Source organism: Pseudoalteromonas sp. SIMBA_162, from assembly GCF_046535955.1.
In the GTDB taxonomy this organism is placed as follows: Bacteria; Pseudomonadota; Gammaproteobacteria; order Enterobacterales; family Alteromonadaceae; genus Pseudoalteromonas; species Pseudoalteromonas marina.
Map to the genome: position 1 here is coordinate 23090 of NZ_JAWJBQ010000006.1, position 26759 is coordinate 49848.

The 26759-nt window shown below is 40.9% G+C and carries 18 protein-coding genes; 2 read left to right on the forward strand and 16 right to left on the reverse strand.

The annotated features are described in order from the left end of the window. Positions 1–315 precede the first annotated feature (315 nt). The 9 genes from fba to R0J88_RS05960 all read right to left on the reverse strand — a co-directional run bounded on the left by fba (position 316) and on the right by R0J88_RS05960 (position 9738). Positions 316–1380 (reverse strand): class II fructose-bisphosphate aldolase, encoded by a 1065-nt coding sequence (gene fba / locus R0J88_RS05920; RefSeq protein ID WP_410899389.1) that lies wholly within the window; start codon positions 1378–1380, stop codon positions 316–318. Positions 1381–1580: 200 nt separating this feature from the next. Next, positions 1581–2756, reverse strand: a complete 1176-nt coding sequence (locus R0J88_RS05925) for a phosphoglycerate kinase (protein WP_006791867.1) — start codon at positions 2754–2756, stop codon at positions 1581–1583. Between the two features lie 68 nt (positions 2757–2824). Beyond that, entirely contained in the window at positions 2825–3841 is a 1017-nt protein-coding gene (epd, locus tag R0J88_RS05930) for an erythrose-4-phosphate dehydrogenase (protein WP_006791866.1), read from the reverse strand. A 165-nt stretch (positions 3842–4006) separates the two neighbouring features. Next, the gene (locus tag R0J88_RS05935; RefSeq protein ID WP_410899390.1) at positions 4007–4267 is read right to left on the reverse strand and encodes a hypothetical protein; all 261 of its coding nucleotides are present in this window, start codon (positions 4265–4267) and stop codon (positions 4007–4009) included. A gap of 26 nt (positions 4268–4293) precedes the next feature. Further along, complete coding sequence (locus R0J88_RS05940; RefSeq protein WP_410899391.1) at positions 4294–5025, reverse strand: SIMPL domain-containing protein; 732 nt, start codon at positions 5023–5025, stop codon at positions 4294–4296. A gap of 139 nt (positions 5026–5164) precedes the next feature. After that, positions 5165–5788, reverse strand: coding sequence for a 3'-5' exonuclease (locus R0J88_RS05945; RefSeq protein ID WP_410899392.1), 624 nt, complete (start codon positions 5786–5788; stop codon positions 5165–5167). Between the two features lie 7 nt (positions 5789–5795). Beyond that, positions 5796–7634 (reverse strand): DUF294 nucleotidyltransferase-like domain-containing protein, encoded by a 1839-nt coding sequence (locus R0J88_RS05950; RefSeq protein ID WP_010555762.1) that lies wholly within the window; start codon positions 7632–7634, stop codon positions 5796–5798. A gap of 105 nt (positions 7635–7739) precedes the next feature. Continuing rightward, on the reverse strand, positions 7740–9464 hold the full coding sequence (locus R0J88_RS05955) for a sodium:solute symporter family protein (protein WP_006791848.1): 1725 nt from the start codon (positions 9462–9464) through the stop codon (positions 7740–7742). A 10-nt stretch (positions 9465–9474) separates the two neighbouring features. Then, complete coding sequence (locus R0J88_RS05960; protein WP_004586074.1) at positions 9475–9738, reverse strand: DUF4212 domain-containing protein; 264 nt, start codon at positions 9736–9738, stop codon at positions 9475–9477. Between the two features lie 412 nt (positions 9739–10150). Between R0J88_RS05960 and R0J88_RS05965 the strand changes: the two genes are divergently transcribed. Beyond that, positions 10151–13591: a PAS-domain containing protein gene (locus R0J88_RS05965; protein ID WP_410899393.1), complete on the forward strand. Its 3441-nt coding sequence runs from the start codon at positions 10151–10153 to the stop codon at positions 13589–13591. A 75-nt stretch (positions 13592–13666) separates the two neighbouring features. On the opposite strand, the gene R0J88_RS05970 is transcribed toward R0J88_RS05965, so the two are convergent. From R0J88_RS05970 to R0J88_RS05985, 4 genes are all read right to left on the reverse strand, one after another. Beyond that, positions 13667–16333 carry a DUF2339 domain-containing protein gene (locus R0J88_RS05970; protein WP_410899394.1) on the reverse strand — a complete coding sequence of 889 codons (2667 nt, stop codon included), beginning with the start codon at positions 16331–16333 and terminating at the stop codon, positions 13667–13669. 117 nt (positions 16334–16450) lie between these two features. Then, a complete protein-coding gene (locus R0J88_RS05975) occupies positions 16451–17812 on the reverse strand; it encodes a hypothetical protein (RefSeq protein WP_410899395.1) in 1362 nt (453 codons plus the stop codon). 147 nt (positions 17813–17959) lie between these two features. Then, entirely contained in the window at positions 17960–18868 is a 909-nt protein-coding gene (locus tag R0J88_RS05980) for a GGDEF domain-containing protein (RefSeq protein WP_033025318.1), read from the reverse strand. 70 nt (positions 18869–18938) lie between these two features. After that, positions 18939–19523, reverse strand: coding sequence for a YqaA family protein (locus tag R0J88_RS05985; protein ID WP_410899396.1), 585 nt, complete (start codon positions 19521–19523; stop codon positions 18939–18941). A 197-nt stretch (positions 19524–19720) separates the two neighbouring features. Between R0J88_RS05985 and R0J88_RS05990 the strand changes: the two genes are divergently transcribed. Further along, a complete protein-coding gene (locus R0J88_RS05990; RefSeq protein ID WP_410899398.1) occupies positions 19721–20956 on the forward strand; it encodes a TMEM143 family protein in 1236 nt (411 codons plus the stop codon). A gap of 78 nt (positions 20957–21034) precedes the next feature. Here R0J88_RS05990 and R0J88_RS05995 read toward each other — a convergent pair whose 3' ends face one another. From R0J88_RS05995 to R0J88_RS06005, 3 genes are read right to left on the reverse strand one after another with little or no spacing between them, the layout of a single operon-like run. After that, entirely contained in the window at positions 21035–24172 is a 3138-nt protein-coding gene (locus R0J88_RS05995; protein WP_410899399.1) for an efflux RND transporter permease subunit, read from the reverse strand. An 8-nt stretch (positions 24173–24180) separates the two neighbouring features. Beyond that, positions 24181–25440 carry an efflux RND transporter periplasmic adaptor subunit gene (locus R0J88_RS06000; protein WP_410899400.1) on the reverse strand — a complete coding sequence of 420 codons (1260 nt, stop codon included), beginning with the start codon at positions 25438–25440 and terminating at the stop codon, positions 24181–24183. Beyond that, on the reverse strand, positions 25437–26699 hold the full coding sequence (locus R0J88_RS06005) for a TolC family protein (protein ID WP_410899401.1): 1263 nt from the start codon (positions 26697–26699) through the stop codon (positions 25437–25439). The genes R0J88_RS06000 and R0J88_RS06005 overlap by 4 nt, the downstream gene beginning before the upstream one ends. Between the last annotated feature and the right edge of the window lie 60 nt (positions 26700–26759).

A 26759-nucleotide genomic window follows, 5' to 3' on the forward strand; every position in this document is an offset into this window, starting at 1 on the left:
TGGATTTTACTAAGCTTCACTTTAAAGATCAGATTTTTACCAAGGCGATCAATGTTGAGATCAATACTCTACCTACTCAAAAAGTTAAGCTGTTGATTGTTTGTACAAATAAAAAAAGATCTGATTATTTTTAATGCTAAATAAAGCTAAAAATTACGTTTACTTAGTAAAGTAATGATCCAATACAATCTGTGTTAGTAAATGAGTGATCCCAATTAATACCGTTGGTAATTGCATGATCTGCTATCGGCAGGCAATAAAAAAGCCAGTAATAATATTACTGGCCTTTACACATTGATCTGTTTAATCGATCGATTATTTAATCTGTGGTGCTAACTCGCCGCTTAAGTATTTAAGGTGCATGTCATCAAGAGAAATTGGTTTAATTTTACCAGCCTGCCCTGTCGTTCCAAACGAGTTGTAACGTGCAACGCAAATCTCTGTCATCGCTTTTGTAGCTTCTGCTAGGTATTTACGTGGATCGAAGTTAGATGGATTAAGCGCCATATGACGACGAATAGCACCGGTAGACGCTAAACGTAAATCGGTATCAATATTTACTTTACGAACACCGTGCTTAATACCTTCAACAATTTGCTCAACTGGTACACCGTAGGTTTCAGGAATTTCGCCACCGTACTGGTTTATGATCTCTAGCCATTCTTGTGGTACCGACGACGATCCATGCATTACTAAATGCGTGTTAGGAATACGTGCGTGAATGGCTTTAATGCGATCAATTGCTAAAATATCATCTGTTGGTGGGCGCGTAAATTTGTAAGCCCCGTGCGATGTACCACATGCAATCGCAAGCGCATCAACATGGGTTTTATTTACAAAGTCAGCTGCTTCTTCAGGATCAGTTAGCATTTGATCAGTTGTTAATTTACCTTCTGCGCCTACACCGTCTTCTTCGCCCGCTTCACCCGTTTCAAGTGAACCTAATACACCTAGCTCGCCCTCAACCGATACACCGCACGCATGTGCCATAGCCACTGTTTCGCGAGTAACTTCAACGTTGTATTCATAACTTGAAGGCGTTTTACCATCGCTCATTAACGAGCCATCCATCATTACTGATGAAAAACCAAGTTGAATTGAACGCTGACAAACACCGGGCGAGGTGCCGTGATCTTGATGCATTACGACAGGGATATGTGGCCATTCTTCAACGGCTGCTAAAATCATATGGCGAATAAATGGTGCACCGGCATAAGCACGAGCGCCTGCTGATCCTTGAACGATTACTGGGCTGTTTGTTTTGTCAGCCGCTTCCATTATTGCGCGCATTTGCTCTTGGTTATTTACGTTAAAAGCGGGTACGCCGTAACCATGCTCAGCTGCATGATCTAAAAGTTGTCGCATACTGATTAAAGCCATTGGGTATTCTCCAATTTATCGATAGCATTTCACTGCCATCTAGTTTGAACGGATATGTTAGTTTGGCGTTTAAATAACACCACGAAACCCACTGCTCTGCAGTTAAGCTTCGTACACATTAATTATTAAATTAGGGTGAGAGGTATTTAATAATTAATGATTAGTGAGGGTTTCCCCTCACTTTACACGGCTAAATAACTTTATTTAGCGCGTGACTCTAGCATTTCTACTGCTGGAAGCTTTTTGCCTTCTAAAAACTCTAAGAACGCACCACCACCGGTAGAAATGTAAGAAACTTTATCGGCTATGCCGTATTTATCAATTGCAGCTAAAGTATCACCGCCACCCGCAATTGAAAATGCGTTTGAATTAGCAATTGCTTGAGCAATAGCACGCGTGCCGTTGCCAAACTGATCAAACTCAAATACACCTACAGGACCATTCCATACTACCGTGCCTGCATTTGCAATAATTTTAGCAAGTTGGCTGGCGGTATCTGGGCCAATATCAAAAATCATATCGTCGCTAGTCACTTCGCTTACATCTTTAAGCGTAGCAACTGCTGACTCTGAAAACTCATTACCTACCACTACATCCGTAGGAACTGGAATTTCACCATCATTTGCCTTCGCTGCTGCACATAAACGATTTGCTTCATCCATTAAATCAGCTTCAAAAAGTGATTTACCTACCGGATTGCCTGCAGCTGCAATAAACGTATTAGCAATACCGCCGCCAGTTACTAGCTGGTCAACAATTTTAGACAGTGAATCTAGTACAGTTAGTTTAGTCGAAACTTTTGAACCACCCACAATAGCCACTAATGGGCGAGCTGGATTATCAAGTGCTTTTCCTAAAGCTTCAAGTTCAGCCGATAGTAATGGGCCTGCACAGGCAACATCAGCAAATAAACCAACACCATGGGTAGACGCTTGTGCGCGGTGAGCTGTACCAAAGGCATCCATTACGTATACATCACATAAAGCTGCAAGTTGTTTTGATAACGCTTCATCGTTTTTCTTCTCGCCTTTATTAAAGCGCACGTTTTCAAATACAACCACTTCATTATCAGCTACATCTACGCCATTTAAGTAGTCTTTTTCAAGACGTACTGTTTGCGCTAGCGCATCGTTTAGGTAATCAGCTACAGGGGCAAGCGAATATTCTTCGTTGTATTCCCCTTCCGTAGGACGGCCAAGGTGTGACATAACCATTACTTTAGCGCCTTTCTCAAGAGCTAATTTAATAGTAGGTAGTGCAGCACGAATACGCGCATCTGACGTCACTTTACCTGCTTTAACTGGTACATTTAAATCTTCACGAATTAATACGCGTTTGCCGTTTAAATCTAAATCTGCCATTTTTATGACCGACATGAATATCTCCTTAGTTAACGATACTGAACCTGAAAAATACGTTTAAATTATTATAGTAATATAAAAAGTTACTGAGTTACTGCAACCATCGCACGCGCGGTATCGAGCATACGATTTGCAAATCCCCACTCATTATCACACCAAACAAGTAACTTTATCAGCCGTTTGTGACTAACTCGTGTCTGTGTGCCATCAATAATACAAGAATGTGGATCGTGATTAAAATCAACTGATACAAGCGGCTCTTCGGTGTAGCTTAAAATACCTTCGAGTCTATCTTTTGCTTGTGCTTTAAGTGCATTATTAACGGCCTTTAAATCTACATCGGCATTAACCGTTACACTTAAATCCATAGCCGTTACATTAATTGTTGGAACGCGAACAGCTATGGCCTCAAAGCGACCTTCAAATTTAGGTAATATGCGGTCTATACCGCGGGCAAGTTTTGTATCTACCGGAATAATAGACTGACTCGCAGCGCGGGTACGGCGTAAATCATGATGGTACGCGTCAATCACTTGTTGATCGTTCATCGATGCATGAATAGTGGTAATAGCACCCGACTCAATACCAAAGGCATCGTCTAATACTTTTATTACTGGCACTACACAGTTTGTGGTACACGAGCCGTTAGATACAATAGTATGCTCGCTTTTAAGCTCATCGTCGTTTATGCCATAAACAATAGTGGCATCTACGTCGTTATCAGCTGGATGCGAAAACAACACCTTTTTGGCGCCCGCTGTAATGTGTAACTGTGCATGCTCACGCGAATGATAAACACCAGTACATTCAAGTACCACATCTACATCAAGGGTTTGCCAAGGTAATTCTACTGGGTTTTCTTCACAAAAAAGTGCAATAGTATCGCCTGCAACACTAATGGTGTCTTCACCAAGTTTTACAGGAAAAGAAAAACGACCGTGGGATGTGTCGTATTTTAATAAATGAGCAATAGCTTCAGGGTCAGCAAGTTCGTTAATGGCAACAATTTTAATCTCGTCGCTCAAACCTGACTCGTACAACGCGCGGACAATATTTCGACCAATACGACCAAAACCATTAATTGCAAGTTTGATTGCCATGAAATATAAAATCCACTCTTTTAGCGTGCAGATAAAGGCTATGTGCCTTTTAGATGTCTGTATTGTAATCGACCTTGCGCCTGATTATAAGAGGGGGCGATTAGAAACTTTAAATTAACGTTGAAAATCCCCACTTAGCCTTAAAGTATACACGTTAAAATTTGCTTATAACCCGCTGCCATTGTGTGTGTTCGTACCAGAGGAAGTTCCTCCACCAAAGCTTTTAGGTATGCTTTTGGGCTTATCCTGTGAGCGATAAAACAACCACAAACCAACCGCAGTAAACAACGGAATTAACCAGACCAATATGACTTGCGCCACTTTTTGAAAAACCTCTAAATCATCGCGCTTTATTAAAAGAACACTAACAATGAGATTCAGTAATACAATGACACCAAACCCAATATAAAAATAATTTAATTCCATTTCTCTAATGCCTCATACCCTAATTGTTATTTTATCTCTAAATCAAACACCACGTTTATAGATGATTTAAATGTAATCGTTTCTTGCAGGTATTTACCTTGCCCGAATGGATTTCTAGTAACTTTAGAGCCGGTCACAACTATTCGCTCAAAACTATCTGCGCCATAACCATAACTTGAACGGTTAGAATTTGAATTAATACTGTAAATTTCTCCAAGTTCTGCCCCAAACGCTTTAGCAAGCTCGCTTGCTTTAACTATAGCGTTTTCTATTGCGCCTTGAGTTGCTTCAGCTTCTAATTGCGCAGCTTTTGAAGACATAAGCTCAATATTCGTCACTTCATTAATTTTTACACTTAGTGCAAAATCGATAAAATCATTCACTTTTTCAATATCTCTTAATGTTACTTTGAGTGTTCTTGTTGCTACATACCCTGCATTAATTGCTGTACCACTTTCAACATTAAATATATCGTCATCATTATGAGTTAACAGGCTTGAAGCGAAAACATCAGTCTCCTTAACACCATACTTGCTTAACCCTTTAAATAACAAATTCACTCGGTCATCCACATCACGTTTAGCGTCAAGTGATTTGTCTTTAAAGCTTATTACTTCGAAAGATATTTGAGCCATATCAGGCTTTGCCAATACCTCTGCAGTACCTTGCACTGCAATATGGCGATTAGCAGGCACGCTTGAATTAGCAAAAGTGGTAAGTGGTGAAAAGAGTAGAAAAATAGTAATAAAAAGTTTCATATTCGTTCCTTGGAGTAATAAGTTAAATAATGAAGATATAACTGTACCTATAGTCATACTAATAACTATAAAAGTAAATGCTCTCTTTGTAATAGCCATAGTTTATCTCGCGCGGCATAAAGCCGCGCCTGCAGCCAACCTACTTCAACTCGCCTACTTTTAGCTCTTTACCACGGCTTATTTGATGGCACTGAGCTAGTAGTAATTCTGCAGTCGCTTGTGCATCGGTCAGTGCATGATGGCAATGATAGCTCGGTAACTCATAACGAGTGCGACAGGCATTTAGGGTTAAATCATCTTGTTTTATTTCAGTTGATTGGTTAAGTAGTCGCTTTTTTTCTATATTAAGGGTGTCGAGTATTAGTTTAGGCCGGGTGGTTATATTGGCATTTTTAAGCGCTATTTTTAAAAACCCCCAATCGAGAGCTGCGTTATGAAATACTAAAATACAATCGTTAAAATGAGCGCTTAAGCTTTTTAAAATAAGGTTTAAGCTAAGCCCAGTATTAATAGCTTCGTTACTAATACCATGAAAAACCGGGCTTTGTTCAAGGCTTTTTACGTCTTTATTAATAAAATGCTGCGACTCGCTCATTTTTATACATTGGTTATCAATTACAACCCATGCAACCGACACTATTTCGTGCTGTTTTGAGTCAAGCCCAGTGAGCTCTAAATCAATCACCAAATAGCGCTGCGAGAATGCATTTTTTGCTAGTAATTGACGGCGCTTTATATACCTCGTAAGTAACATTTTTACCATGAGAGCCTCACAAACTGCCCCGTGCAAATTTAAACGCGGCGCCTTGCTGCGCTTGTTTTACTAAATAAAACGCTTCTTTTAACTGATGGCGCTCTAGTGAATTTAATTTATTAGGGTTAATACAGTTGCTTGGTAACCCCTCTTCATTAATTTGTGTGCTTAAGCGCAGCTGAGTTAAAAACCGCCAACAGTCTTTTAAGTTGTAAATATCGTCTTTGTTGATGAGGTTATACTTTAATAATGCTTCTAGGCGCTCTTGGGTGTTAGCCCGTTTAATTCCCGCTTTTAATGCGTATAAGCGCACTATGTCGTTAATGATCACCACACCGCGTTTTTTCAAATCTATGTATTTGTGGTTGTTGTCATCTTTTTGCGTTTTAAACTTGTTAAATAAACCTATGGGTACGCTGTTATTATTTATGTCGGTAGCCATGGCTGCATAAAATAAATCGTTTCGCGATATGCGCACTAATTGTTCACAAAATGCGGTATATAACGAATTTGAACCTTCTATAAAGCGTAAATCAAAAAATATTTTACAATTAAGCATGGCTTCGGGGGTTGGGCTTTTTATCCATTTAAAAAAGCGTTCCGACCAATCGTTCACGCTCATGCGGCATAAGTCACTACTTGCCATTATGTTACCAGGGCATCGCCTAATGCCGCATTCAACGAGTTGTTCGCAAACAAACTCTCCCATTTTTTTAAAGTAAGTATGCTGCTCTTGAGTTAAATCGTTGGGGAGCAGTAGGCCGTTATCTTGATCTGAATGTAATGTTTGCTCTTCGCGTGCTTGTGAGCCAAAGCATATAAAACTAAAACTGGTTGGGGCTGCGCCGTGATCTTCTTGAAATAGTCTGATCAAGCGCGATGTTAATGCATCGGTTAACCCGCTTAGTAATTTACCAATAAGTGAAATATCGTCAATATTATGAGAGAAGCTCTTTAGTAAATCGGGCACTTCTTTGGCGTAACGTTTTAAGTCGGTCACGTTATGCGCTTTATAAATGCGGCCAATGAGCTGCACAGGATCACTTTTTTGTTGGCGCAGTAAATCAGTACTGGTGAGCATGCCTATCGGGTTATGGCTTTCATCAAGCACTGGCAAGTGGTGGATATTATATTTGAGCATTAAATGCAACGCAGAAAACACGCGGTTATTTTCAAATATAAATTTAGGGTTTGTGGTCATTATGCTGCTAACCGCTTCTTGCGGGTCTACCTCGTCGGCAAGCACCCTATTTCGCAGATCGCGGTCTGTTACCACGCCAACTAAATGGGCGTGTTGAATAACCATAATTGACGACACACCGTGCTCTTTCATTTTTTTAGCGCTTTGTCGAATGCTGGCATCGGGTGAAAGCGTTATGGCTGTGCGGGTCATGAGTTCAGATATTCTGCGCTCTGACCAACTGTCGTTTTTACTTTTATAATGTGATGATAGTAATCTATTGGCGTGAGCTCTTACAAAATATTGCTCAAACGGTTTGTACTCTCGGCGTAAAAAATCAAAGTGTTCTTGGTTGAGCATATACACTATGCCCTCTTTTTGAACCGCCAATTTATTTTGAATTGCTTCGCCGGTTAAAAGCGAAGGAAAACCAAAATAATCACCTTGTGCCAAACGTGTTACTACATCACCTTTAGCATCAACTAAATCGTAAAGACCTGAGCGAATTAAAAAAAGCTTTGGGTGTTCGCTCTGTAGCCACTGCGCCTGGTTTTCTCGCGTTAAATAAATAACATCAAGATGGTTTACAAAGTAGTCGCAAGCACTGTTATCGAGCATGCTGAAAGGCGCTTGAAGGTAAACATATTGGGCTACTTCTTGTTGTTCTACACTCATTGTTACACTCACTAAAAAGTATACACAGCACCAATGTACTCATTATTTATACAAATAAAAAGCCCGACTAAGGTCGGGCTTTTGGTACTTTACATATAAGTTGGCTTAATGCGCGTGCGCTTCTGCCGACCCTTTAGGATTACGAATACCTTCTACCATTTCTTGTATTTCAACAGGTGTTGGTTGAGTGAATTTCAGTACTACGGCAGCAACAACAAAGTTAATTACCATACCGACTAAACCTATACCTTCAGGCGAAATACCTAAGAACCAGTTCTCTGGGCTGTTAAGTTCTGGGCTCACAAATTTAAAGAAGATGATATACGCTGCAGTAAAGCCAATACCGGTGATCATGCCTGCAATAGCGCCTTCTCTGTTCATTGTTTTAGAGAATATTCCCATGATAATTGCAGGGAAGAAACTCGCAGCAGCTAAACCAAAGGCAAATGCGACCACCGACGCTACAAAGCCAGGCGGATTAATACCAAAGTAAGCAGATATAACAATGGCAATCATCGCGGCTAATCGAGCGGCCAGTAGCTCTTGTTTATCACTAATATCGGGTTTCAGAGTACGTTTGAGTAAATCGTGCGAAACAGAAGTCGAAATAACCAGTAGTAAACCCGCTGTTGTCGACAGTGCTGCAGCAATCCCCCCTGCGGCTACAAGTGCAACAACCCATGCAGGTAAATTAGCTATCTCAGGATTAGCCAATACCATAATATCGCGGTCTACTTTTACTTCATTTGCGCTATTTGGATCTTCTATTTTACCTGCTGTGTAGAACATTTTGCCGTCACCATTTTTATCATTAAAAGTGATTAGGCCTGTACGTTCCCAGTTTTTGATCCACGCGGGTGCTTCTGCGTACGCTGTGCCGCTGCCGTCTTTACCATTGATTGTATCGATCATGTTTACACGTGCAAACGAAGCAACTGCCGGTGCGGTAGTATAAACAATAGCAATAAATACTAACGTCCATGCTGCTGAAATACGCGTATCTTTTACACGCGGTACAGTGAAGAAGCGAACAATTACATGTGGTAAACCTGCGGTACCGACCATTAATGCACCTGTAATGGCAAATACATCAATCATGCTTTTAGAGCCTTCGGTGTATTGTGCAAAGCCCAGCTCTGCGCTTAATCCGTCAAGTTTATCAAGTACATACATACCTGAGCCGTCACTTAAAGTGGCACCAAAGCCTGTTTGTGGAAAGAAGTGACCCGTCATCATCATTGAGATAAAAATAGCCGGAACTAAGTATGCAAATACAAGTACACAATACTGCGCTACTTGCGTATAGGTAATGCCTTTCATGCCGCCAAGAACCGCATAGAAAAATACAATCACCATACCAATGTAAACACCTGTTTCAATTTCTACTTCTAAAAAGCGAGAAAACACAACGCCTACGCCGCGCATTTGCCCTGCAATATAAGTAAAACAAATAAATATGGCACATAAAATGGCCACTAAGCGCGCTGTGCGCGAGTAGTAACGGTCGCCAATAAAGTCAGGTACTGTGAACTTGCCGAATTTACGTAAGTAAGGCGCTAAACACATAGCGAGCAATACGTAACCGCCAGTCCACCCCATTAAGTAAACGCCGCCATCATACCCTGCGAACGAAATAATACCCGCCATTGAAATAAACGACGCGGCGCTCATCCAGTCAGCTGCAGTTGCCATACCATTAGCAAGTGGAGGTACGCCGCCGCCCGCTACGTAAAATTCGTTTGTTGAACCCGCACGAGCCCAAATTGCAATGCCGATATAAAGCGCAAAGCTTAAACCAACAATTATAAATGTGAGTGTTTGAACATCCATTGCTTAGCTCCTATTCGTCTACGCCGTATTTTTTATCTAACGTATTCATTTTGAAAACGTACACAAAAATCAAAGCCACAAAGGTGTAAATCGCGCCTTGCTGGGAGAACCAGAAGCCAAGTTTAAACCCAAAAAAACGTACTTCATTCAGTACATCTACCAGTAATATGCCAAAGCCAAATGAGACCACAAACCACACTGCTAGTAATTTAAACAGTAGTGAAATGTTTTCAGCCCAATAAGCTTTTGCTTGTTCTTCGTCTTTAAAAGCCATTTTTATTTTCCCCTTTAAGCACCGCAGTATCGCGATGGGTGGTTTTTTATCTTCGCTAATCAATTTAGCAACGCAGCTCACATATTGAATTGAGACCATAGTCGTAACACCTGATTAACGTTTACGTAAACTGCATTTAACCTATTTAATAGAAAACGTTATTTTTATTTAATATCAGCATGTTACGCTTTTTATACTTGCTATACTTATTGCTGATTTACCACCCAGCTCACAAATGCGACATTAGTCTAATACGGAGGCTCTTTACTTTTTATTGTTATTATTCAGTAAGATATATTTTCACTTTAATTTGCTATTTAAAATCAACCCCCACACCGAAGCTCAGTTCTGGTATTGTGTAATAACCTCTTGGGTTGAGGGTCATTTAAAAATAATAAGGGTTAATAACACCATGACTGCCGTTCTGATTATTGTTGCATTAGGGTATATAGGGGTACTGTTTTGGCTAGCAAACTGGGGCGATAAAACAACGCCTTTGGCAAAGCGCATTAGTCATCATCCTTTTGTGTATTCGTTTGCAATTGGTATTTACTGTACCTCTTGGACCTATTACGGCTCGGTAGGCACCGCAGCCACCAGCAGCTGGAGCTATTTACCTATTTTATTGGGTCCGGCCTTATTGTTTTTTTTCGGGCAGGGTTTTTTACGCAAACTGGTTTTGGTTAGTAAAAAACAAAACATCACTACCATTGCCGACTTTATTTCCGCCCGTTATGGCAAACGCCAAACCACCGCCATTATGGTGACTCTTATTGCGCTGCTAGCCACTATTCCTTACATTGCGTTGCAACTTAAAGCCCTAAGCACTAGCTTTTTGCTATTGCAAAATAGCAATAAAATATCGGGTGATATGCTGGCACTTTCTGCCACACTTATCATGGCATTATTTGCAATATTTTTTGGTACCCGCAAAGTCGATGTCACCGAGTATCGCTCTGGGTTAATGCTAGCTGTAGCATTCGAATCTTTAATCAAGCTTTTTGCATTAATGGCTGTGGCAGGCCTCGCTATTTATACATTATTCAACCTCCCAGAAACCTCATCAGCTCAGTTAACCGAATCTGCTTGGGCACACTGGAGTAACTTTAATTTTTTTAGTTTTAATTTTATTGGTCAATCCCTTATGGCTGCCGCGGCAATTATTTGTTTACCCCGCCAGTTTCATGTAACCGTGGTCGACAACCAAAATAAGCGCCATTTAAATACCGCTCGTTGGGCGTTCCCCTTATATTTATTACTAACCGCAGCAATGATTTTACCTATAGCGACTGCCGCTATTCACCCAAATATTGGTATTGGTTATTCGCCAGACAGTTTTGTACTGGCACTGCCGCTAATTAACGACAACGCCTTTTTAACAACCTTTGTATTTATTGGTGGCCTATCGGCTGCAACTGCCATGATTGTGGTTGCAACACTGACTCTAAGTACCATGATCTCAAACGATGTAGTGCTGCCATTAATACTTCGTCGTAAGTTTAAACGTAACCTAATTACCACCAGCTATAAGGCACAAATTTTATTAGTAAGGCGCTTTACCATTGCCGGCATTTTAATATTGGCTTATTTTTATCAACAATGGTTTGGCCATAGCAGCGCACTGGCTAGTATGGGCTTAGTTGCCTTTTCGTTAGTGACTCAGTTATTGCCCTCTATTGTTGGTGGCTTATATTGGCGAAAAGGTCATGCCTATGGGGTTTATGCTGGTCTTTTAGCTGGTATAACCTGCTGGGTGCTGTTTTTAATGTTACCCATTTTAGATGCAGGTAATACCTTAAATAGCGAGTTACAACAAACACTCATCACTCGTGGAACACTCATCGCACTCTTTGCAAATATTGGTTGTTATATTAGTTTTTCTTTAGGGGCTGAAGAGCGCCTTATTGATAAAATTCAGGCCGCTGCGTTTGTAAATCCAAAAGATCAGGCCATTTTGTCTCGCCGTTTAAATAAAGATGTTAAAGCCACGGTTTACGACTTTAAAATATTGCTGCAAACCTTTTTAGGCATCCAACGCAGTCAACAAGTACTGGCTCATTACGCACTTGCCCACCATTTAAACGACAATAACGCTCACCCAGAGCCCGAATTTATAGCTTATTGCGAACGCGCATTAACTGGTGTTTTAGGCGCGTCATCTGCACAGGCGCTTATTCATACGGTGTCATCGGGCAAGCGCATGGCATTTGAAGAAGTGGTTAACTTTTTTGATGAAACCACACAAGCCCTACAATTTAACCAAAACCTATTATTTACCTCTTTAGAAAACTTAAGCCATGGTATTTCGGTTGTTGATAAAAACTTAAAGCTAGTGGCATGGAACAAGCGCTACAGTGCCATGTTTAACTACCCTGAAGGTTTTTTAGAAGTTGGCCAACCCATAGAGGATATTATTAGATACAACGCTAAACGCGGTGAATGTGGGCCTGGTGAAATAGAACGCCAAATAGAAAAACGCGTGCAACATTTAAAAAATGGTAGCTCTCATCACTTTATACGCCACCGTCGCAATGGCCAAGTGTTTGAGATGATTGGTAATCCGCTACCTGATGGCGGCTTTGTAACGAGCTTTTCTGATATCACAACTCACATAAGCACCCAAAATGCGCTTGAAGAAGTGAACATGGATCTAGAAAACCGTATTGAGGCGCGAACCCAAGAAGTACAAACAATTAATAAAGACTTACAAGCGCAAATAGACAGCCGAGTACAAACGGAGGAAGCACTTACTTTAGCAAAACGAGAGGCCGAACAAGCAAACGACAGTAAAACGCGCTTTTTAGCACTCGCTAGCCACGATATTTTACAACCCCTCAATGCAGCGCGTTTATACCTAGCTGCCATTGATGAAAAACAACTTGATTCCACTAATGCAAATAACTTTAATAAGCTTGGTGACAGCCTAGATTCGACTGTTCACTTAATGTCAGCCCTACTTGAAATAGCTAAACTAGAGCAAGGCGCAATGACCCCCACACCGCGCCACTTTTACATTGAAGATATTTTAGCGCCGCTAAAAAGTGAGTACGCTATTTTATCAAGTGATAAAGGGCTAAAGCTCACCGTACGTTCTGGTGGCCAAGTTGTGCATAGCGATATCACCTACCTGCGCCGAATTATTCAAAATTTAGTGTCTAATGCTGTTAAATATACTGATAAAGGACGCGTGTTAGTGGCATGTAGAAACCGAAAACATAGCCTGCGCATTGAAGTATGGGACACAGGCCCTGGTATTAGCGACGTTGAACAAGCCAAAATATTTAACGATTTTTATCGCGTTGAGTCTGGCGACAACAAAGGCGTAGGGCTGGGCCTTGGCGTGGTGAAGCGTATGGCAGATTTATTAAGTTTAGAGCTTGATGTGCACTCAGAACCCGGTAAAGGCAGCCGCTTTAGTATTGACGTACCCTATGGTGACGCCCAGTTTGTTCAGCAAAAAAGCGCAGCGAGTAACCTGATAGAAAACCGCACCGCAATAAACATTATTGCCGTAGATGACGACCCAGAAAATCTCGCAGCTATGGCAAGCTTACTTAAAAAGTGGCAAGCAAATTATACCCTGTTTGATAATGTCGAAAACGTCATGTCGCATGCTAAAGCGCATAGCGCACCGGATGTTATATTAATGGATTACCAGTTAGGCAATGAGTGCGATGGCATCACTTTAATTAAAACACTCAGAGAAATATGGCAAAGCGACATCCCGGCTATTTTAATTACCGCAGTACGCGACACCGAACTTAAACAGGAAACAAAAGCAGCTAATATTCACTACTTAAGTAAACCTATTAAGCCGGGTAAATTAAAAGCCCTGCTTAATCACAGCACTTAATTTGTAACTTAGTTACTCGCAAATAAAAAGCCCAGTACGTTTACTGGGCTTTGCTTAATAAAGTATCTATATATTTTATAGTGTTTTTGAGCGGCTTCTAAGCTTTTGAAATAACCAACTTAGCCCAACTAACGAAAGCCCTAAACCAATAAACGACAGGGCTTTTAACAGCCCCGTTAAATTAGCCATATCAATTAAAAACACTTTTACAATAACAGCCGCAAGTAATCCTAAGCCTATTTTTTGAATAAGTAACTGGTTTTTAAGGTGTCCGAATATAACCGTACCAGCGCCCAGTATTAGCCAAATAACAGAGTAGCTATACAACTCTTCGTTACTGGCCCCTTTTGATAGATAAATATAAGCCCCTTGCCAGTATTGACGAATAAAACTGTTAATGGCAATTAAGCCAAGTATACCTGCAACACCAAGTACAAACGGCGCTATCTTAGCGTTTATAGGTTTAATAAGTGAGTATAACCAAACCGTTAAGCCGGCTGGTACTAACCAAAGTAAAAACAGCCAGTTAAGTACTGGGAGCTCACCAATATAAATAGAGGTTAATAACGGGTTATCGTCGAGTAGTGTTTTAAGTGACATAAAGCCAGCGCCGCCTGCTAATACACTCCCTGCAATTTGATAAAGCTTAGCTAAGCTCCCCGCAATACGTGCACGATGCAAATAAACGCAGCCCAGCGCAAGCCAATTACAGGTAAGCAAAACTTGCTCATAAAAACTAAGCGCGTCAAATTGTGGGGAGTGCCCCACTAACTGGTAACTGGTTTCGGTTGTAATGAACAGCGCAAAGCAATGAAGCGCGGCCCCTTCTAACCACACTTTTAATTGCGATGTTTTATAGCATTTAGCTGTGGCAAAAAATAATGCGGTACACAGCGGATATACAATAATACTCCAGTGCAAGCCAAATAACGTAAGAGCGTCGTAACTTGGTGTCCAAGGCGCAAGCGTTAACCGTAGTAATAAAGCAGCCACTAGCGCTTTAATAGGCCAATGCGGCATAGGCACATTATAACGCTTTATGAGCACACTAATTAACAGTACTTGAATAGCTAATGCAATGGTTAAACCGCTGTCGCTTAGTAGCATAGTTATAGCTAAAGTAATATTCGCATTTGCGCCTACCCAGTAAGTAAAACGCTGAAACAACGTTGTATTATGCTGCGCACACTTAATTAAAATAGCCGCAACCACACATAATACAAAAGCCCAAAGTGGATAAGCGATGCTTAACGCATTGTTTGGAATTAGTACATACAAGGTACTTATCATTACAAAAACGCTAAATGCCGCAGTAATATGAAACGCTAATCGTTTTACCTGTTTTTTACCAAAATAAAGTCCGTACGCCATAAAGCCAAAACCAAGCAATAACCCTAAGCCGTATTCGCTTTTAAATATAAATAATCCATCATCAAAAAAAGCGGATAAAGAATTCATTTGCTCTGCGCTTATAATCATTAGCGTAGCAATAACGAGTGATAGCCCTTGCCATAAATCCCAGCGACTATTTTTGAGTGCTAAAAATAATAACAATCCAATACTTAATACACCGATAGTTTGCCATTCTAAATTGTAATAGCTTATCGACATGGTAAAAATTAGCGGAACTATAAAGGCAAGGAGTAAAAAGTGATCGGGGAATACTTTTATAAGGCGCTTTAAAGAGTGCGGACGATGTTCAATACTTTTTAATTTAAAACCCAAACGCGGCAAAGCAATCAGACCAACAATACTCAGTAATGCAAAGGTTGCAAGTAACCAAGGTGTATTACTTTTTAGCTGCATTATTATAAAACCAACTAAATACCAACCAATATGCCCTGCCCACATTAAATACCAAAGCCAAGCTCGCTGCACTTTGTGTGCAACCAAGGATGCCGATAAACTAACAAAGCCAACATACATAAATAATGCAAATACGTTGCTACTACCGGTATTAACCCAAATAGGCACGCTGTAAGCACCAATAATGCCTAACACCGCTAGCAGTGGCCCAAGTGTTATTGCCATTATGCTCGCACTTATAGCAATAATAGCTAGCACAATAAAAGCAGTTGTAGGGCTAAGCATTTCATAGCTACTGTAAGCTAAAAGCGTTAATGCAAAACAAGTTATAAACCCGCCACTGGCAAGTGCTGCAGGTATGTAGTTATTAAAGCCTTCAAAAATAATACGTTTATAATGTAAATAGCTTGCAGCTATGATCAAACCTACCCCAAATAAACCACCTAAGCTGAGCCTCATTATGGGTGATAAAAGCCCAGCTTCTAAGCTGTATTTAGCTAAAAATATGCCGCCAAAAGCAAGCGCTATTGCGCCAATCCAGGTCATCCAATTTTGTTCAAACCCGGTGCGTAGTTTTTCAAACACGGAGGCAATAAATAAAGGGATAGCGGGGTTCGCTTTTATTGATTTAACGTTAGGCGTTACAACCGTATTTACTGGCTCATTTTGCGCTGAATTACTTTTTGGTACTGAGCTGGGCTCTACTTCATAAGCAGTAGATTGTGCACTTAAAGGCGCAACGTGTTTTGAGGATGAAAAAATTTTTGTATCAGAATGATCCGCACTTGGGCTTGCCTGCAGCTTGACTACTTTAGCCCTTAAAATCGCGATTTCTTGCTTTAGGCCGTTTACTTGTATTAATGCAATTAATCCACACAAAGCACCGGTTGCAATAATCAGCATGACTATCACTATTAACCCAATAAAATCATCCATGGCACACTCTTATTATTTATTATGTCATGAGTGTACCTAATTATTACTAAGCCGTTAAATTTTGTTCAATAAAAAGCCTAAATACACTCTGTATTTAGGCTTTTAACTCTCATTTTATTATTCAACACTGTCTGTAATTGTGCGCTCTAAAGACATTTTATAACCCGTTTCTGTGGTTTCGTCATGCTCTAAAATTAATATGTAATTTCCCTCTTGAGTAAAATCCATATCACTTTGTTGAATAAGTACAATTTGCTGTCCGTTATCTTCATAAACTGCGTAAACTGTATAAATTTCGTTATCAACTACTTGCTCTTCTTGATCGTAGCGGTCTATGCCATCAACTACATTACTGGTGTCGTCAACCGTTTCTCCATCAAGGGTAAAGTACACATCAATGTCGGTCACCGACTGCCCTGCGTAACTCTCAATAAGGTTAACAACCGATACGGTATGGCTATAACTGCTTGGTGTTAAATGTTCTTCTACACTCATCATTCGTAGGCCATTGTCGATATCGTTATAAAAAATGCCAACCGCGCTTTGTTCACGTTCAAGCGTCATTAAAAAGTTATCGGCTAGTTTGTTACCTTGCTCATCAAACATCGCTACGCTGTAACTGTTTGGCGAAAGCTCTATGTAATCTGTATACGCATCGCTTGATACCGTATTTGTTGGGGTTTCTGTAGTACCACGCGTTACACTGAAGCTAACTGGTGAATAGTCATCAAGGGTATTAATAAAACGTAATTGCCCTAATGCCGATTGGTGTTTAAGTTCAGTAACATAGTTATTGTCGGTTACTACATCAAGCGTAATGCCACTTAGCTCTGTGGCATAACTTGGGCGGATAATCGCTACGTAGCTTGCCTCATCATACAAATAAACCGATGACGACTCGTAAACTACATCACTACTGCCCGCGGGGGTAATAAAAATAGTGTAATATCCTTCATCTACACTTTGTAAGTCTAATTCACTTAAGTACTGCGCAGATGCAAACAATGTCGCGCTTTCAAATACGCCATCGTCTGTTGCAAGATAAATATCGTAGCTGGTGTCTTCACCCGTAATATTAAAAAAGCCAAGATTAAACTCACCCGTATCGCTACTAATAGGCACCGTTAACTCTGTAAAGGTGGGTTCAGCAAAATCACCACTCATGACAACTAATTGCGTTTTATCACCTTTAATTGAAATTTCTTGGTCACTAATAGTAATGTAGCTATCGTTAGCGTCTAAATATCCAAAGCTAACATCAAATGTGCCAGTGCTGTAATTATGGCGGGTGGTGACTTCTGCAAAGTCGGCGCCTGAGCGCTCTGTTTCTTCAACAAACAAGCGCGTATAAGGGCTGTTGTATGAGCCATTATACATTTGAATATAACCTGTAGAGCTTGCGCTATCATCAGAGCCACAGCCAGATAAAACACCAAGTAAAGTAAGAGGTAAAGCAACTTTTAAAAGAGGGTTGGTCATCAAGGGGATTCCTTATTATTAATATCCCCTCTACGACCTTTACATTTTAATTTAATTTCACGCTTTACAAAGTATTACCTAAGCTGACACTTACTTACGAAAACGTAAAAAAGTGTAGCAAATGTGCAAACAATAAGGACCCGCTATTTACGGCTTTGTTGCGATTACGAATCGGTTGCGACCACTATTTTTAGCTTTGTATAAAGCTTGGTCTGCGCGTTTCATTACGCTGTCAAATGATTCGTTTTTAAAACGTTTAGCTACCCCAATACTGGCACTAGTATAAAGCTCGTCGGTAACCTCAATAGTGCGAGCACTCGCTAACACCGACTCAGCAAACGCCTGCATTTGTTCTAAAGTGCAGTTTGGTAGGTAGCCTGCAAACTCCTCACCACCAATACGCGCAAAAATATTGCCGTCTTCAAATAGAGCGTCTATTTTACTAGCAAAAGCTTTAAGCACCTTGTCGCCCTTGTCGTGGCCGAAGGTATCGTTAATAGATTTAAAATGATCAATATCGATAATGATTACTGCATACGATTCGTCTGTCTCGTTTTCAACATATTCGTAAAAACATCGGCGATTGTAAACTTGGGTAAGATCGTCAACTATAAATTCTTGGGCTAGTCTATTGTGCATTTTTTGCATAAATAACATAGTTTTAAATAAGCCATAAGCAGTAATAACAACCCCTACAGAAATACATAAGTCTTTTATGTACAACGTGACCCATTGTGGTTGAACAACAAGCTCGTCAAGCACATCGGCAGTCATTCCAACTATCCATAGCATTAATCCAATGGTGACATACTGGTATGCTTTTTTAGCTAATTTAGAACACTGCACAACCCAAAAAACCGTCATTATGACAATAAGATTTATGAACTCACTAGCAAAACCAGGTATGCTTTTTTTAGCACCTACCAGTGGAAAATAGGTGAAGTTGTAAATAGTGAAAACCACTATAAACACTAGCAGCGCAAACATAAGTAATTTGTTCAACCGCGTTATACGAGTAAAGCGGGTCAACTTAAGGCTGACAGTTTCAACATTCATCATATAAATAGATTACACTTGAGCTAATAAATCATCTTTAAGAATTATAACACAAGCTAGAAATTTAGCCTTAAAGTAAGGTACTAATACCCCACCCCAGTAAAACTAAAATAGTTAAACTAATCATGGCTTTAACTTTATGTTTACTAATTATACGTTCAGCTTGGTTTCCTGCGTAATACACAACAATAGCAAGCCCAAAGTAACGAATTGAACGCGCAATTGCGCTGGCTAATAAAAATAACCCAAGAGAGTACTTGGTAGCGCCCGCAGCAAGCATCGCTATTTGAAATGGGATGGGTACTATTCCTAAAGTAATAACAAACCAAAAACCTTGGTTGTGCATTTTTTGTTTAACACTTTCGAACTGTTCTGGGCTTGAAAAAGCGCTGATCACCCAATCGCCAACAGCATCAAATAAATAATAACCAAGGGCATAGCCAAATAATGCCCCCACAACACAACCCAGCGTTGCCATTAGTGCAATCAGCCACAGCTTTTCTCGCTGTGCCTGCATAAGTGGCACCATTACAGCCTCAAGTGGAATGGGAACAATTGTCGACTCTAAAAACGACGCAATCGTAATGCCGCTGAGCATATGCTTTGACTCTATAAAATTACGTGTTTTTTGTTTTAGCTTTTTTTGTAAAGCCATAAGTCGCTCCTGCTAATTGCCCATTGCCCTGTGTTTACGTACTTATATTGACACAGCTAAGTTAATACAACCTGAAACACGCTTTAAAAAGCAATAAACAATCACTTAGCAATAGCGTTAACAAAATAGCAATATTTATAAGAATATTTTATTATGTGCCAATGCAGTTAAATACCTACCAAAGCAGTTAAAAATTTATGCAAAATGCGCGTTTTATCCCCTTTCGTAAGCAAGATATTATTGAAATGTGTAGCAATGAACTTGGCAGTAATACACAAAAAACCTCGTTTAAACAGTTTTGTGACCTACTTGCTAGCCTTATTCATTATGATTATCACGAAACGCTTGAGTCGCTAAAAAATAACTATGCGCCCTTTGATCCTAATAGCGATACACGCTCTTTAGCGCCTGTATCGAGCGATCAAAAAGCGCAGTGCCAACGCGAATTTGCCAAAGACTTTGCTAAGGTTTTAAATGCCGCTAATTTTGAAGTCATTACCAACGAAGATTTACAAGATGCTTTAAATGAGGAGTCATTATTTAAAGTGCGCCTTGAGGTGGAGTTTGACGACTTTGAAGAAGTGGTTTTTTACCGCCGTGGCGAGTCGCAACTCACTGAAACCATAACCAGCTTTTGGGGCCTACGTAAGAAGCCTCTGCACTTTACCAATTACGACCGCGTTGCGGTGTTTATTCGTTTTAAAGATAAAGCCTACTTTGAGGCTAAAAATAAAACGCCTTTAGGGTTTGAGCCAAGCTCGACCATAGTTAAGCTATTTCAAAATGTACCCAAAGCCGATCTTGAAATGCTATTTCCTAATAGCGAAGTACGCATGCGCCCTATAGATAAAGTGATTATTGGCTCGTCTGCTTTAGTGGGTGGTGCTGTAGTATTAATTACAAAGCTAGGCGCATCAATTTTATTATTGTTTGCCTTGATTGCTTTTTGGGGCGGCTTTTCAGATAAAGCCGTAGAAATGACCCAGCAACACTTTATTACCTTTGCTATTGGCATGGGAGTATTTGGTAGCTTTATTTTTAAAGAATGGAGTAAATTTAAAAACCGTAAAATTAAATTTATGAAAGCGCTAAGCGATAACCTCTACTTTAAAAACCTTGATAATAACGCCGGTGTTTTTCACACTCTTATTGACGCCGCCGAAGAAGAAGACATAAAAGAAGCCCTGCTGGCCTATACATTTTTACTAAAATCAGAAAGTGGCCTGAGCGCACAAATCCTTGATGAGCAAATAGAGGCATGGTTTAAATCAAAGTATAAATGCGAACTCGACTTTGAAATTAGCGATGCGCTTGAAAAGCTCACTCGAATGCGTTTAGTAACCTGCACTAACAATTTGTATAGCGCAATAAATTTAGATCATGCAAAAACTATTTTGGATGAGCGCTGGGATAATCTGTTTCAATATAATTAATCTGCAATGTTTACCTAACAACAAAAAAGCAGCTGTAATTACAGCTGCTTTTTACATTACTTAACAAGATGCAATTAGCTAAGCAGCTTGATGCCTAGTAAATTTTGCATGCACTAATTTATAAAGCGCAGGCAATATTAATAGCGTTAGTAGAGTTGATGAAATAATCCCACCAACCACAACCGTTGCCAGCGGCCTTTGTAGCTCAGCGCCGGTGCCTGTATTTAGAGCCATAGGAATAAACCCTAAACTCGCCACTAAAGCAGTCATAAGTACTGGTCGCAGACGCGAAAGCGCACCGATTTGTATTGCATCTATCAAACTAAGCCCATCGGCTCTTAACTGCTTAATAAACGACAGCATAACCACACCATTTAATACCGCTACACCACTTAGCGCGATAAACCCCACACCTGCAGATATTGATAACGGCATATCACGTAAAAGCAGCGCAAGCACACCACCACTAAGCGCAAGTGGTACGCCGCTAAATATAATTAACGAATCACGAAGTGAATTAAACGCGCTGTAAAGCAGTCCAAATATAAGCAATAAAGTAACTGGCACCACCAGCGATAGCCGCTTACTTGCTGATTCTAACTGTTCAAACGTGCCGCCATATTCAATCCAATAACCACTAGGTAAATTAAGGTCTGAATTTAAAGCTGTTTGCGCATCGCTTACAAAGCTTGCTAAATCGCGCCCCTCTACGTTTGCAGTTACTACAACATTACGCTTACCGCTTTCGCGGTTTATTTGATTAGGCCCTTTATCAATACTAATATTTGCCACCTCGCCAAGCGGTACAAATGCAAGGTCGGGGTTAGCACTTTTTGATACAGCAACAGGTAAACGTGCGAGCTGTGTTATATCGCTAGACCAACGCTCATCTAAACGCACTAATAACGAAAAGCGTTTATCGCCTTCATAAATTAGCCCAGTTTGCACACCACCTATAGCAGCACTTACACTTTGCTGTATATCGGTTACGGTTAAACCTAGCAACGCCATGTGATCGCGAAGCGGCGTTACCGAAAGCGTAGGCAGGCCTTCCATTTGCTCAAGGCGTACATCGGTTGCGCCAGTAATGCTTTGCACCAAGGCTGTGGCTTTTTCGCCGTACTGTTTTAATGTTGATAAGTCATCGCCATAAATACGCACGGCAACATCGGCGCGCACACCGGCTATTAACTCGTTAAAGCGCATTTCTATCGGCTGCGTAAATTCATAGTTATTACCTGGCACTTCATTTACTAAATGGCGAATTTGCTTAACGAGTTCTTCTTTAGATAAAGTAGAGTTTGGCCATTGATCGCGTGGTTTTAACATTAAAAAAGTGTCGGCAACGTTAGGTGGCATCGGATCGTTTGCTACATCTGGAGTACCAATTTTTGAAAATACTTTTTCAACTTCAGGTATGGCTAAAATGGCTTGCTCTAGCTCTTTTTGCATTTTTACCGATTGCTCAATACCGGTACCGGTAATACGCAGTGCATGCATGGCTATATCGCCCTCATCAAGCTGCGGTAAAAACTCAGCGCCCATATTTTTAACTTTAAAGCCAAGTGCAATCACTAAAATACCCGCAATACATACCATCACCCACGGTAACTTAAGCGATAGACCAAGTAGCGGTTTATAGCCTTTTTTAATACCGCGCATAACTGCATTTTCGCTTTCACTCACCTTGCCACGTACGAATACCGCAATAGCGGCAGGTACAAAGGTAACGGCAAAAATAAGTGCGCCAACTAATGCAGCAACCACTGTAAACGCCATTGGCTGAAACATTTTGCCCTCAACACCACTTAATGCAAACAGCGGTAAATACACCAGCATAATAATTAAAATGCCAAATACTGCTGGGCTGAACACTTCTTTAGTGGCGGCGGTTACCACACTTAAACGCTCGTTTAGTGTAAGTAGCCTGCCATGCTTATGTTGCGCAAGGCCAAGTTGCCTTAAGCAGTTTTCAACTACAATTACAGCGCCATCAACAATTAAACCAAAGTCGATTGCGCCTAGGCTCATTAAGTTACCCGACACCCTATTACCTACCATACCGGTAATGGCAAATAACATACTAAGCGGAATAACCATGGCCGTAATTAATGCGCCAGTTACATTACCCAGTAGTAGCAGTAAAATAACAACCACCAGCACCGCGCCTTCAAACAGGTTCGTTTTTACAGTGTCTATGGTTTTATCAACAAGAGTTGTACGGTCATAAACCGCCTCAACCACAACACCTTCAGGCAAGCTTAGCTGTACATCTTTGAGTTTATCTGCCATGGCTTTTGCCACTACGCGGCTGTTTTCACCAATGAGCATCATGGCGGTGCCAAGCACGGTTTCTTTACCGTTATAAGTAGCAGCGCCTGTTCTGAGCTCTTTGCCTAAACGCACGTTGGCCACATCTTTAATCCTTACAGGTGCATCATCGCGCTTAGCAACCACGGTATTGGCTATATCATCAATGGTTTTTAATTGCCCAGGTGAGCGCACTAAATATTGCCCGTCAAAACGCTCTATAAACCCTGCACCTTGGTTACTATTATTTAATTTAAGTGCCGTAATTACATCACTTACTGTGAGCTTATAAGCCAATAGCTTTTCGGGCATGGGCGCTACTTGATATTGGCGCTCATAACCCCCTTGGCTGTTTATTTCGGTTACGCCTTTTACTTTTAATAGCTGCGGGCGAATAACCCAATCTTGCAGGGTGCGTAAATCTTCTGCGTTAAATGGCGTACCATCGTCTTTTAATGCACCGTTATTTGCATGCACAGAGTAAGTAAAAATCTCCCCTAGCCCGCTGGCAATTGGCCCTAAGTTTGGTTCAATATTGGCTGGTAAATCTGATCTAATACTTTGAATGCGCTCTGATATTTGCTGGCGCGCCCAGTAAATATCGGTGCCTTCATTAAAAATAACGGTAACTTGCGAAAGCCCATAACGCGAAATTGAGCGGGTATAATCAAGCTTAGGAATACCCGCCATTGCAGTTTCAATCAAATATGTAATGCGCTGCTCGGCTTCAAGCGGAGTAAAGCCCGGCGCTTTGGTATTTATTTGCACTTGTACATTAGTTATATCGGGTACGGCATCAACGGCTAAATTTTGTGTGTTGTATACGCCAAACCCAGCAAATAAGAGTGTGAGCGCAAGCACCATCATGCGGCGCTTAACCGCAAACGAAACTATCCAGTTAATCATGTTGCCTCCTAGTGAGAGTGACTTGCGCCGCTTTTTAAAATATCGGCTTTAATTACATAACTATTCTCAGTTACGTACTCACTGTTTGGCGAAAGTCCTTCGAGCACTTCTACCCATTCGCTGTTTTTAGCACCGAGTTTTACTGGGCGTACTTCAAACACATTGCCACTTTTAATAAACACGCTAGGTTTGCCATTAAATTCCTGAACAGCAATCGCTTTAACGCGTACAGCCGTATCTATTTTTGCAGTGCTAATATCACTATTAACATGCATACCAGGCCGCCAATGGCCATCAGGGTTTTTAAGCTCGATTCGCGCACGTGCAATGTGCCCGCCACTCATCATTGGGGCTATGTAAAACACCTCACCTTGGGCATTTAAATGATGATGTAAGTCATACACTGTAGCGCTTTGCCCTATGGCGAGCTTTTCAATGTTATCGGGAAAAGCAGACAGCTCAACCCATACGGTTTCAAGGTTTACTATTTGCATTAAAGCGCTACTGGCAAGCTCGCCGCGCTTTAAATATTGCTCGGTAATAACACCTGTAATTGGGCTTTTTATGGTGTAATTTTGTAGGGTTTCGCGGTTAGTTATACTGGCAAGCTTATCGCCTTTTTTAGCGTTTTGACCAATGCTTACAAAAATATCGTTAACTAAGCCGGTATAAGGCGCCATTACTTCAACGGTGCTCTGCGCAGTGGGTGCTATAACACCAAATAGAGTATCGGTTAGTTCAACGCTACCTGCTTTTGCAATGTCAGTTTTAATACCAGCGCGTTCAATTGCTTTCTCGCTTAGCGTTGTGCGCCCTTCTTCTTGCTCATAATGATAATTTATTTCAGCGCCTTTATAGCGAGCCATTACATCAAGCTTAAAAGAATGCGGCTCGTTTACGCTCACGGTACTTACTAAATAGTCATCTTCAGCTTTAAAGCGAATAAGCTGTGGCTCTTCACCTAAACGCTGCAAGTTTATGGTTACCGCTAACTGGTTTATATCAACAGCTTTACCGTTATTAAACCCATATATTCGCAGCTCAGTATTACCGGCAAACTGGGTTAATTTAAGCTCTAAATTAAGCGTGTTATTGGTTAGTAAAAAGCCGCCATGCGGGCCTTTTTGTGTGTGTTCGTCTTTATGGCCTTGTTCGTGGCTGTCACCATGACTTTCTTCGTGGTTGTCATCAGATGCCATAGCCATGCTACTCAAAAATGGGAGTGAAAGTAATTGCGTAATTAATAATGCGATAAGAGTTTTATTCATGATTGATGAGTCTCAATTAAAGGTTGGCCAGTTAAACGCTCAAGGGTAAGGAGCACTTGGTATAGCTCGCTATGCGTTGTGATAAGTGCACGTTTAGAATCAAATAAAGCTTGCTGTGCGTCGAGTAATTGCAATACCGATATTTGCCCTTGTTGATAGCTTTTTAAACTTTGTTTTATGAGCGTTTGCGCTTGTGGAATAACCTGCTGTGTTAAAAGCTGTGCTTGCGCCGCTTTGCCTTGGTAATACGCATAGAGCGTGCGTATTTGCTTACGTAACTGTATACGTAATTGCCCTTGTTGCTCATTAAGTAGCGTAAGCTGATGCTGCGCAGCCTCAATATTCCCGCCATTAGCGTTACTTAATTGCAGCGGCATTGAAAACGAAAAAACCAACGAGCTGGCATCAGTTTGCTGGTTATATCGCACACCACCACCCAAGGTTAAATCGCTTTGACCGCTGGAGCGTTGCAGCGCTAAATTAGCCGTTTTTTGCATATATTGCTGCTGTAGCAGTGCAAACTCAGGCGCTGTATTTACCGCCTCAAGTAACGCCGCCTCACTTTTAATAGCAGCTATTTGTGATAAATCGCCCGCATAGTAATCACTCACTTTCACCTCTTGCCAAAGCTCATTGAGTGCTAAGCGAGAGCGCTCAAATTCACTTTGTAGCATGGCCGTATTTAAATCGACTTGGCTTAATGCATAACGCATGCGGGTTACATCAGCACTTGAGACCGCACCGGCTTTAGCGCGTTTTTCAATTGCGTTGAGTGCCTGCTTAACAGTGTTTTTACGCTCACTGTTTAACGCAATTAACGCCTGAAATTTTAGTACTTGGTAATAACGCTCAGCGGTGGTTGCTAAAAGTGCTAACCGAGTATTTTTATACTCAATTGTTTGCGCTTTTATATTTGCAGTAGCGTAATTAATACGATTTTGGCGTTTATCGCCAAGCTCAATTAACTGGCTTAAAGCCAGCGTGTACTGCGCCCCCGAAAACGCATGAGAGCCATGAGTTCCTAAAAAGTTTTCAGCTTCAAAGCTCAGATCAGGGTTAGGTGAAAGCGCGGCTTGGCTTTTAAGCGCGGTTAATATTTTTTGATGGTACGGGTAGCGTTTAAGCTGTAAGTTTTGCTGCTCAGTATTTTTAAGCGCCTGCTTTAGCGTTAATACGTTTTGAGGCTCGCTTTTTGCCAAAGCGCTCAGTGTTGGTAATGCATACAGTAGCGCCACCAGCATAAGTAGTTTTTTGTTCATATAGCATATCCGTTTTAACAAACAGAGTTGGCTTAATCACTATGCCTATTTTAAAAACAA

Coding starts and splice junctions, on each gene's coding strand:
- fba (WP_410899389.1), bottom strand. CDS start 1,380: ATGGCTTTAATCAGTATGCGACAACTTTTAGATCATGCAGCTGAGCAT.
- R0J88_RS05925 (WP_006791867.1), bottom strand. CDS start 2,756: ATGTCGGTCATAAAAATGGCAGATTTAGATTTAAACGGCAAACGCGTA.
- epd (WP_006791866.1), bottom strand. CDS start 3,841: ATGGCAATCAAACTTGCAATTAATGGTTTTGGTCGTATTGGTCGAAAT.
- R0J88_RS05935 (WP_410899390.1), bottom strand. CDS start 4,267: ATGGAATTAAATTATTTTTATATTGGGTTTGGTGTCATTGTATTACTG.
- R0J88_RS05940 (WP_410899391.1), bottom strand. CDS start 5,025: ATGAAACTTTTTATTACTATTTTTCTACTCTTTTCACCACTTACCACT.
- R0J88_RS05945 (WP_410899392.1), bottom strand. CDS start 5,788: ATGGTAAAAATGTTACTTACGAGGTATATAAAGCGCCGTCAATTACTA.
- R0J88_RS05950 (WP_010555762.1), bottom strand. CDS start 7,634: ATGAGTGTAGAACAACAAGAAGTAGCCCAATATGTTTACCTTCAAGCG.
- R0J88_RS05955 (WP_006791848.1), bottom strand. CDS start 9,464: ATGGATGTTCAAACACTCACATTTATAATTGTTGGTTTAAGCTTTGCG.
- R0J88_RS05960 (WP_004586074.1), bottom strand. CDS start 9,738: ATGGCTTTTAAAGACGAAGAACAAGCAAAAGCTTATTGGGCTGAAAAC.
- R0J88_RS05965 (WP_410899393.1), top strand. CDS start 10,151: ATGACTGCCGTTCTGATTATTGTTGCATTAGGGTATATAGGGGTACTG.
- R0J88_RS05970 (WP_410899394.1), bottom strand. CDS start 16,333: ATGGATGATTTTATTGGGTTAATAGTGATAGTCATGCTGATTATTGCA.
- R0J88_RS05975 (WP_410899395.1), bottom strand. CDS start 17,812: ATGACCAACCCTCTTTTAAAAGTTGCTTTACCTCTTACTTTACTTGGT.
- R0J88_RS05980 (WP_033025318.1), bottom strand. CDS start 18,868: ATGAATGTTGAAACTGTCAGCCTTAAGTTGACCCGCTTTACTCGTATA.
- R0J88_RS05985 (WP_410899396.1), bottom strand. CDS start 19,523: ATGGCTTTACAAAAAAAGCTAAAACAAAAAACACGTAATTTTATAGAG.
- R0J88_RS05990 (WP_410899398.1), top strand. CDS start 19,721: ATGCAAAATGCGCGTTTTATCCCCTTTCGTAAGCAAGATATTATTGAA.
- R0J88_RS05995 (WP_410899399.1), bottom strand. CDS start 24,172: ATGATTAACTGGATAGTTTCGTTTGCGGTTAAGCGCCGCATGATGGTG.
- R0J88_RS06000 (WP_410899400.1), bottom strand. CDS start 25,440: ATGAATAAAACTCTTATCGCATTATTAATTACGCAATTACTTTCACTC.
- R0J88_RS06005 (WP_410899401.1), bottom strand. CDS start 26,699: ATGAACAAAAAACTACTTATGCTGGTGGCGCTACTGTATGCATTACCA.